The 8297-nt window shown below is 66.5% G+C and carries 5 protein-coding genes and 1 pseudogene; 2 read left to right on the top strand and 4 right to left on the bottom strand.

What is annotated here, in order from left to right:
• The 4 genes from ACFWPJ_RS17870 to ACFWPJ_RS17855 all read right to left on the bottom strand — a co-directional run.
• The coding region (locus ACFWPJ_RS17870; protein ID WP_378852646.1) for a DUF6531 domain-containing protein at nucleotides 1-6025 on the bottom strand (6025 nt) is incomplete at its 3' end.
• Nucleotides 6026-6111: 86 nt separating this feature from the next.
• The gene (locus ACFWPJ_RS17865) at nucleotides 6112-6423 is read right to left on the bottom strand and encodes a hypothetical protein (RefSeq protein ID WP_378852644.1); all 312 of its coding nucleotides are present in this window, start codon (nucleotides 6421-6423) and stop codon (nucleotides 6112-6114) included.
• Nucleotides 6423-6923 carry a YbaB/EbfC family nucleoid-associated protein gene (locus ACFWPJ_RS17860; protein WP_378852642.1) on the bottom strand — a complete coding sequence of 167 codons (501 nt, stop codon included), beginning with the start codon at nucleotides 6921-6923 and terminating at the stop codon, nucleotides 6423-6425. Before ACFWPJ_RS17860 ends, ACFWPJ_RS17865 begins: the two co-directional genes overlap by 1 nt.
• 198 nt (nucleotides 6924-7121) lie before the next feature.
• On the bottom strand, nucleotides 7122-7487 hold the full coding sequence (locus ACFWPJ_RS17855; protein ID WP_378852640.1) for a hypothetical protein: 366 nt from the start codon (nucleotides 7485-7487) through the stop codon (nucleotides 7122-7124).
• Between the two features lie 108 nt (nucleotides 7488-7595).
• Here ACFWPJ_RS17855 and ACFWPJ_RS17850 point away from each other — a divergent pair, with 108 nt between their 5' ends.
• Together ACFWPJ_RS17850 and ACFWPJ_RS17845 are read left to right on the top strand one after the other, a co-directional pair.
• Nucleotides 7596-8102, top strand: coding sequence for a DUF3558 domain-containing protein (locus ACFWPJ_RS17850; RefSeq protein WP_378852638.1), 507 nt, complete (start codon nucleotides 7596-7598; stop codon nucleotides 8100-8102).
• Nucleotides 8103-8108: 6 nt separating this feature from the next.
• Nucleotides 8109-8297: pseudogene (locus tag ACFWPJ_RS17845) on the top strand (hypothetical protein); the annotation flags it as partial.

Here is an 8297-nt window from a genome sequence, read left to right as displayed (position 1 = left end):
CAAGTGGATCTGTAGTTGTATATCGGCCCGTATCTGGATCGTAGTATCTGTTGAGGTTGTAGTTTAGTCCAGTTTCAGCGTCGTACTGCTGGCCTTGGAATCGAAGCGGGACGGAAGTATCTGAATTATCTTCTCCCCACAGAGTTCGGCCGCCGATACTGCCGATAGTGGAGGCATTGTGATAGGCGACGTGAGTGGATTCTCCGTTAAGGTCGCTGATCAAAACGAGAAGTTCGTGATCGGCATTCCGCTGTTCGGCGGATTGGGCGAGGGGGACGTATGTGTCAGGCTGGTATCCCCAGCGTTTCGTCACCTCCCTGCTGGTCGAATGGTCTACTGCCGTTTCCTCGGTGAGATGGGTGCCGTCCCAGGTGAAGTCGACTCGCTCAAGGGTTGTGCCGTCAGGTCCACGATGTTGCTTCGACAACCGGCGGCCGACGGCATCGTAGGTGTAGTGCCAGTGTTGGCCGGCGGGGTTTGCGACGTCGGTGAGTTGGTCGAAGGCGTTGTAGCGGAAGTGCCAGATGTCGGGTTTGCGGGAGAGGCGGGTTTTCTCTTTGCGGATCAGGCGGCCTGCGGCGTCGTAGTGGTAGCGGGTGCGGCCGTTGCGGATCAGCAGGTTGTTGCGGTATTCCCGGGTCGGGTCGCTGGCCGGGCTCGGTGTGGAGGCGACGCCAGGGCTACTCGGGAATTGGGCGGTGGTGATGTTGGAGAGGGCGTCGTAGGTGTATTCCTCGGCGATTTGGTTGCCGGTGGTCACGCGGCCGATGCGGCCGATCGGGTCGAGGGTGTAGCTGCGGCGCTTGGTGGCGTTCGGGCTGATGGTTGTGTGGCTGGTGATGTAACCGTCTGGGCGCCAGGTGTATTCGTCTCGATGGATCAGCGCGAGTGGCGTGCTGGTGGTGGGATCGAGACGGAGGAGTTCCCGGTCGGTGATGTTGCCTGCGGCGTCGTAGGTGTGGTGTTGGCCGAGAGCTCCGGTGCGCCAGCTTGTTTGGCGGCCTAGCGCGTCGTGGGTGAAATCGAAACGGTGGCCTGCTGTCGCGAGTGCCGTGACGCGGTCGGTGTGGTCGTGTTCCCAGGCGGTGACGGCGTTGGTGGGGGAGGTTCGGGAGGTGCGACGGCCATGGCTGTCGTAGCCGTACTCGGTGGGCTGTTGGGTGTCTACTCGTTGGGTGAGCAGGCGGCCGGTGGGTGAGTGGGTGAGCTCGACTGTGTGGGTGATCGTGTCGGCTTCGGGGGTGCGCAGGCCGGTGGTCGCGGTGCGGACTCGGCCGAGGAGGTCGTGAGTGTAGGAGAGGTAGTCGCCGGTGTCGGTGTCGATCCGGGCGAGTCGGCCGAGGATGTCGTAGCTGTGGTGCCGGTTCACTCCGGTCGGGGTGATGGTGGTGGCGAGCCGACCGGCCTCGTCGTAGTGGTATCGGGTGGTGGAGCCGTTGAAATCGGTTTCGGTGGATATTCGGCCGAGTGAGTTGTAGTTGTACGTCCAGCTGTCGCCGAGTGGGTTGGTGACTGTGGTCAGGCGTTGCTCGGTGTCCCAGGCGTAGCGGGTCACCGACTGATCGGGATCGGTGCGGGCTGCCGGCAGGTCGAACGGGCCGTAGCTGAAGGTCGTGATGTGCCCGGCGCGGTCGGTGTGGGTGAGGAGATTTCCTTCGCCGTCCCAGGTCCAGGATTCGCCGAGACCATCGGGGTCGGTGCGGGTTTCGGGTTTGCCGGTGGGAGTCCAGGTGTATGCGGTTGTCTCGCCGAGTGGGTTGGTAACGGTCGCGGGGCGGCCGAAGTGGTCACGGACGATCCGCGTCAGGCCACCGTGGGGGTCGGTGACCTGGATCGGGAGTCCTGCGTCATCGACGGCGATGGTGGTGACGGCGCCGGTGGACTCGGTCACCGAGGCGATAGCCCCGCACCGGTGGTGGGTAAAGCGGGTGCGGACGCCGTCGGCATCGGTGACGGCGATGAGGTTTCCCGACTCGTCCCATTCCTGGCTGCGAATGCTGCCGTCGGCATCGGTGATCGAGGCGGGGCGGCCGCGGTAGGCGTATTCGACATGGAGTTCGGCGCCGTCAGGACGGGTGATCGCGCGCAGGTCTCCGATGTCGGTGTAGGCGTAATGGGTGGTTGCCCCGTCGGGTGCGATGACGCGGACGGGGTCGCGGTCGATGTTGTAGTCGTAGTGAGTGCGGGCGCCCGTGGGATCGATGAGATCGCGTAGCCGGAGGTCGGTGTCGAAGGCGTGCCGGGTCGTATTGCCCTGGGAATCAGTGACATCTGTGAGATAGCCGAGGCCGTTGGCGAGCTCGTGGTAGTCGAACTCGCTGTTGAAGATGCCGCTACTGCCCTCCTGGACGACCACGCGGCCCGCCGTGTCATAGACGTTGGTGAGGCTGCTGCCGTTGGAGTCATGCCACGACAGCATGCGGTGCTGGTCGTCGTAGGTGAACGAGGTTGTGCCGCCATGGCCGTTGGTGACCGCGGTGAGGTTGCCATCGGTGTAGCCGAAAGCCGCGGCAAGGGTGGTTGTACCCGCATCATCGTCGTCGCCCAGAACGGAGATTGCGGTGACGCGGCCGCCTGCACTGGCCAACCGAACTCGATAGCCACCCGAGTGTGTCACCTCGATTGGCGCGCCGAACTCGTTGTAGTGGAAGCGGATCAGGTTGTGGAAGCGGTCACTGATCGCGGAAATGGCGAGGTTTCCGAGGCGGACATCCTCACCGGCCAAGATGCGTTCAGGGGCGAAGTGCCAGTCCAATTCGCGAGCGGGATCGAACAGGCGATAGCCGCCGGACTCGGTGCGGGTCAATGTCCATTGTTGTCCGCCGGTCAGTGGTTCTACCTCGACGCCTACCTCGGCATGCGGGTAGGGCAGCAGCATTCCGTCTTCGAGTACGACTGTTACACAGTCGGCCTCGACGACGACGCGCATGTCGAGCGTGGAAGACCACGATGGCCCGAACCAGCGCCCGAACCGGTAGTTCGAGTAGTGGGTGCGGCGCAGTAGTAGCGGAAGAACTCCGGGCAGTTCTACATCCGTTGCGGGGAGCAGGAATTCGCCGGTGGCCAGGTTGACGGGGTCGCGCCCGTCGCAGGTCTGATCCGGTGTCGAGTTCGCGGCGGGCGGGTTGGCCTGGGCAGTTTGGCCAGGTGTTGGGCCGTGCGCGCCGCTGTCGGCGGCCGCGAGATCGCTCGGGGTCGGCCCGGCTGCCGGTGTCGTGGGGTCTGCGGGATTGCGGCCGGTGATGCTGTTCGGCTCGGTCTGCGGTGTCGACGGTGTGAGGACAACCGCGGCTGCGGATGGTTCCGCGAGGGTGCTGGTCGGTGCGTTCGATTCTTGTGTGGGCGATGACGCGGGTGTCGGTGCAGGTGTTGTGGGCGTGGGACTTTGGCCGATGGGTGCCGGGGTGTTCGGGGGCGTGGTGGCAGGAGTTGGGGATGTCGGCTGGCCTGGGTGCCCGCTCGCTGTCGGCGGGGTTGTCGTGGGGCTCAGGTTGGCAGGTGTGGGCGTGGGTGCAGTGGCCGGCGAGGCTGGGGTGGGTGAGGGTGCGCTTGGCGCTGACGGTGTTGGGGTGGCAGCGGGGATCGGGTTGGCAGGTGTGGGTGAGAATGCGCTTGGGGCTGGGGGAGCCGATGTTGTCGGGGTAGCCGTCGGGCTGGGGTTGGCCAGTGTGGGGGAGGGCGTAGCGGCGGGAGGTGCCGGCGTCGGGGAGGGCGCAATCGATGTTGTCGGCGTGGCTCCGGGGGCCGGGCTCGGAGCCGATGTTGTCGGAGTAGCCGTGGGGCCGGGGTTGGCCGGTGTGGGTGAGGGCGCGTTCGGCGTAGACGGATTTGCTGCGGCGGTCGGTGCCGGAGTGGATGTCGTTGGGGTCGCCGCAGGGCCCGGATTGGCCGATGTGGGCGATGGCGTAGCGGCGGAAGGCGCAGGCGTAGGGGATTGCGCGCTCGGTGTTGACGGCGTGGCGGTGGGGGTCGGTGCGGGAGTCGATGTTGCCGGGTTGGCTGGTGCCGGAGCTGGCGTGGCCGTCGTGGCTGGTGGTGCCTGTGTTCCGGTGGTCGCGGGACTTCCTCCCGCAGCGGCCGGGGTGTTTGGGGTGGTCGCTGGTGTTGCGGGATTGACTGAGGCGGGTGCAGGTGGTGTTCCCGGCGCCACGCTGGGTGTCGTCGGGGTCGTGGATGGGGTCGGGCTCGACTGTGCGGCGTTGGCTGGTGTCCCGGCGTCGGGTGTTCGGTTGCCCGGCACGCTGTCACCGGTGGTCGGCGCGACCCCGGCGAGGCTGGAGGTTGGTGTGACTGCGCCGCCTGCCGCTGGTGTGACAGCGGAAAGGCTCGACGGTTGCACGCCGGTAGTGGCTGGTTCGCCGGTGGTCGGAACGTGTGGCGCCGAGGGTGTCGCCGGCGCAGTGGATTGTGGCCCGCTCGTGGATGGTTCGGCTGTGGTCGGCGCTGCTGGTGAAGGTTGCGGTGCAGCGATGGGTGGCGGGTCTGCTGGTGTGGGGCTGGTCGGTGGGGACGTGCTGACGGGAGCGTTGGAATCGCCGGGTGTCTGGGGAGCAGCGGTGTCGGCAGGCGCCGGGCTGCTCGGGGGCGCGCCTTCGTTGCCGGTTACCGGTGCCGATGCTGGAGTAGATGGGGCTGCCGGTACGTCGGGCGATGAGGTGTTCGGCCCTGAACCGGTGTTCGCCGTATCGACGGGGCTCGGGTTGCCGACCGCGGTGTCGCCGGTCGGCGGGCTGGCTTGCGGCGCCGGCGATGCTTCGTTTGTTCCCGGACCGTTGCCGTCGTCCGGTGAGGCGGTAGCAGGTGCGGATCCGCCTGGCGCTGCGGACTCTCCAGGGGAATTTGCCGCTGGGGCCGAGGGAGCGGACTCGCTGGGGGAGGTTGCTGCTGGGGCCGAGGGAGCGGACTCGCTGGGTGAGGTTGCCGCTGGTGCGGTTGGTGCCGACTCGGCAGGTGAGGTTGCCGCTGGTGCGGTTGGTGCCGACTCGGCGGGCGAGGTCGCGGCTGGTGCGGTTGGTGCCGACTCGGCAGGCGAGGTCGCGGCTGGTGCCGTTGGTGCCGACTCACTCGGGGACGTCGAGGCCGGGTTGGTCCCGGCCGGTGAAGCGGAAGCGGGAGTGGTCGGATTGCCCGAGGCGGAGTTGTCGCCGGGAAGCGACGGGCCGCTCGGTGCGGATGAATCGCCACCGTGCCCGTTCGGTCCACCCGCGGCGATCCCGTGTGCGCCGGCGGAGGTGAAGTTCTCCAATCCGAGTTCGAGCTGGAACGGTTGATCACCCAGCGCCGCGGCCGCGGCCGCAGCGGCCGTCTGCCCGGACACGTCGCCGGCTAGTTCGGAGGTGAACTCGGTGGCTCCGTTTCTGAGTCCCCGTGCCAGTGCATTGGTGCCCGCTTCGCCCAGGTTGCCGAGTGAGCTGCCGAGCTGGCCGCCGACCGCGCCACCGACGGCGCCGCCGAGTGTGGTCAATCCCAGGTCGCCCCAGCCGAAGTCGGCGCCGACGCCGCGGTCACCTGCCGCGACCTGTAGCCCGCGTGCGGCGAGATCGACGCCGCCGTTGGTTGCCACACCGAACAACGCACCCCGTAGCGCCGCCTTCTTGAACGCCGCCGCGACAGCACGGGTGGTCAGCTTCGCGATCAGTTGCCGGATGGCCAGGCGCACGCTGACCTGGGCGGCGACCCTGGCCGCGACTCCCGCGACGGCGCCGATACCGGTCCACGAGGTGACGGCGGCAGCGGTCAGTTCGGCAGCCGTGACGACGAGGGTCCCGATGATCACGTACTTGGTGTGTTCGATATCTGTGGCACCATCGCGCAGTGTCGAGGCTTGTTCCTCGCAGAACTTGACCAGCAGCTCGATCTCGGACTGCTCGCCGCCGATCAGCTTGTTGCGGTAGCTGCTGATCGCGTCGTGCGTCTGGCCTTCGGTGATGGCGGCCAGCACATGATTGAACACCTGCTCGGTGTCGGCGTCGACCGTCTGCAACGCGGTGCCGCAGGTGCTCCACGCGTCGGCGAGGCGCCGCATGGCCGTCTCGTCTCCGTCGGGCCAATCACCAACTCCGCAAACCCATTGCGCTGTCCACCGCAGCCAGCCGGGGATCTCGATGCCCATCAGGCACCGGTGCCGTTGAGCCCAGCGGCCCAGTCCGTGTCCTTTTCGGCGAACTTCGTCGCTGCCGTCTCGACCCGCTCGCCGTACTGGGACAGCACTGTCGCCAACTTCGCGATGGCCTGCTTGCCCGGCTCGACGTCACCGGTGTAGCCCTCGGCGAAAGCCTTACCTGTTTCGTCGGCGCCCCAGCATTCGCCTTCTGCCGCGATCACGGTGCTCAAGGCGTTCAGCGCCGCTGTCGTGGCGGCGGATACGGTGTTGAACTCGGCGCGAGTGGCCTTCAGCGCATCGGGATTTACATCGAGGGCCATCAGTTGCCCCTCAGGTACCGCTGGTTACGGAAGTAGTCGTCTTCGTCTTCGTCGCTGATCGGAGCGGGTGCGGCCGCGGGGGGCGAATGTTGTGGCTGGACAATATCTTTCAAACTGGGCGCGCCCGGGACCAGATCCGGCAGATCCACCATGCCGCCCACGGCCTCGGTCAACGGCGCCAGCAGCCGTTCCCGCTCGGCCTGTGCCGCGCGCGCCGCGGCCTGCGCCGCCGCGACGATGGCTCGTTCCAGCGATTCTTTGCTCGACCTGCGGAACGCCTCTGGTGCCAGCTCGACTCGTCGCGGTACACCCGCGGGGCCGCATTCAACTCGGACCAGATTGTCCGGCGACCATCCCTCCGAGGTCGATTCCGCCAGCCGGGAGCGCGCCTCGTTCAGCTCAGCCACCCGGGCGAGCAGTTCCTCCGACATCGACTCGACCAGATCGCCCAATGCCGCGTTGGTCAGTTCCGATGTGTCTCGTGGTCGTTGCTCGCTCATCCACCCCGCCGTAACTCGTTGTCCTACCAAGGAGTTCGACGGGCCGGGCCCGCGCCCGGTTCCTTAAGGTGACTCAGGTAACAGCGGAGGGACTGTCTGAATAACACTGAATTGTTCGTGGGATCTCGACGTCGACCAATCCCCCGTTCGGTCGCGGCGACGTTCGCCTTTACCGGTCACGGCATCGATCACCACTGGTCAGCCGACAACCAACCGCACTGCCGCCTGCCGCGCTTCCTCGCCGACCTCCCCGATCTCGAAGTTCTTGCCGACGATGTGCTGGACCAGCGCCGGCTCCGGCGGCACGCCGTACTTGCGCAGGTAATGCGGGACAGCGCCCGGCCACACGAACACCCCGTCGGTGTGGAAGTTCATCGGCACATCCCGAACCTGCGCGTCGAAGTCGTCGGTGTCGTAGCTGCGTGCGCTCAAAACCACCGGCGCGTGCGCGAGATAGTCGAGCACTCGCTCGCTGATCCGAGGGTCGATCGCAGGACGATTCACCACCGGTTTGCCCTCGGGATCGCGTCCGTCGAACGGTGCCGAAAGTCGAAGTTCACTCATGGTCGACCAACCTACGCGGCACCGTCCTCGGCTGCCTTCCCGTGCTAATGTCCCTGGTCAGAGCAGTGTCCGGCGAGAAGGGGCGGGATGAAACGCGCAGGTACAGCGGTGCTGGTGGCGGGGTTGGCAGTGGCCGGGCTGGCCGGGTGTGAGGCGGGGGAGACGTCGCCCAAGGTGACGACCACTGCGGCCAAGCCGACGTTGTGGAATCCGTGTACGGAGATTGCGGACGATGCGTTGCGGGCCGCGGGGGTGGATCCGGGTACGGAGGAGAGTGGACTCGCCGGTGTTCCACAGTCCGGCTGGGAGATCTGTGGTTGGCGGGGCCCCGAATACTCACTGACCGTCTACACGACCGACAAAACCGTGGCGCAGTTCGAGCAGAAACCCGGGAACATCAACTTCTCCGACGTCACGATCGCGAACAGAGCGGGCCGCCAGTTCCGCATCGAGGGCGATACCCGCAACGCATTCTGCGACGTGGTGTTCCCAGCAAGCCAGGGTGTAGTCCAGTTGGGGGTCAACAACTCGGCCATCGCGGATGGACCGTTGGACGACCCGTGCGCGTACCTCCAACGTGCGGGCGCCGTGCTCGTCCCGGCGTTCCCGAAGTAGGCGGCAATGGCGGAATCGACGCCCTACAGCCAACTCCTCGCGCAGGCCCGCGGCGGGGAGGTCTACTTGAACAACGAAGCCGCCGCGTACCACATGTACAAGGCGTGCGATCAGCGCCTGACGGACCTCCAGGGCATGGTTGACTTCTCGAGGCGAACTCAAAACGTCACCGGATTCGGCGATTTCGATATGGCC

Origin of the sequence: Nocardia sp. NPDC058497 (genome assembly GCF_042720195.1) — a bacterium.
Taxonomy (GTDB): Bacteria; Actinomycetota; Actinomycetes; order Mycobacteriales; family Mycobacteriaceae; genus Nocardia.
Note: the sequence above shows the minus strand (reverse complement) of the source record. Positions and strands in the feature narration are given on the sequence as shown.

What these genes read in the sequence shown, in the direction of transcription:
- ACFWPJ_RS17860 (WP_378852642.1), bottom strand. Translation starts at nt 6,923, where the DNA reads ATGAGCGAGCAACGACCACGAGACACATCGGAACTGACCAACGCGGCA.
- ACFWPJ_RS17855 (WP_378852640.1), bottom strand. Translation starts at nt 7,487, where the DNA reads ATGAGTGAACTTCGACTTTCGGCACCGTTCGACGGACGCGATCCCGAG.
- ACFWPJ_RS17865 (WP_378852644.1), bottom strand. Translation starts at nt 6,423, where the DNA reads ATGGCCCTCGATGTAAATCCCGATGCGCTGAAGGCCACTCGCGCCGAG.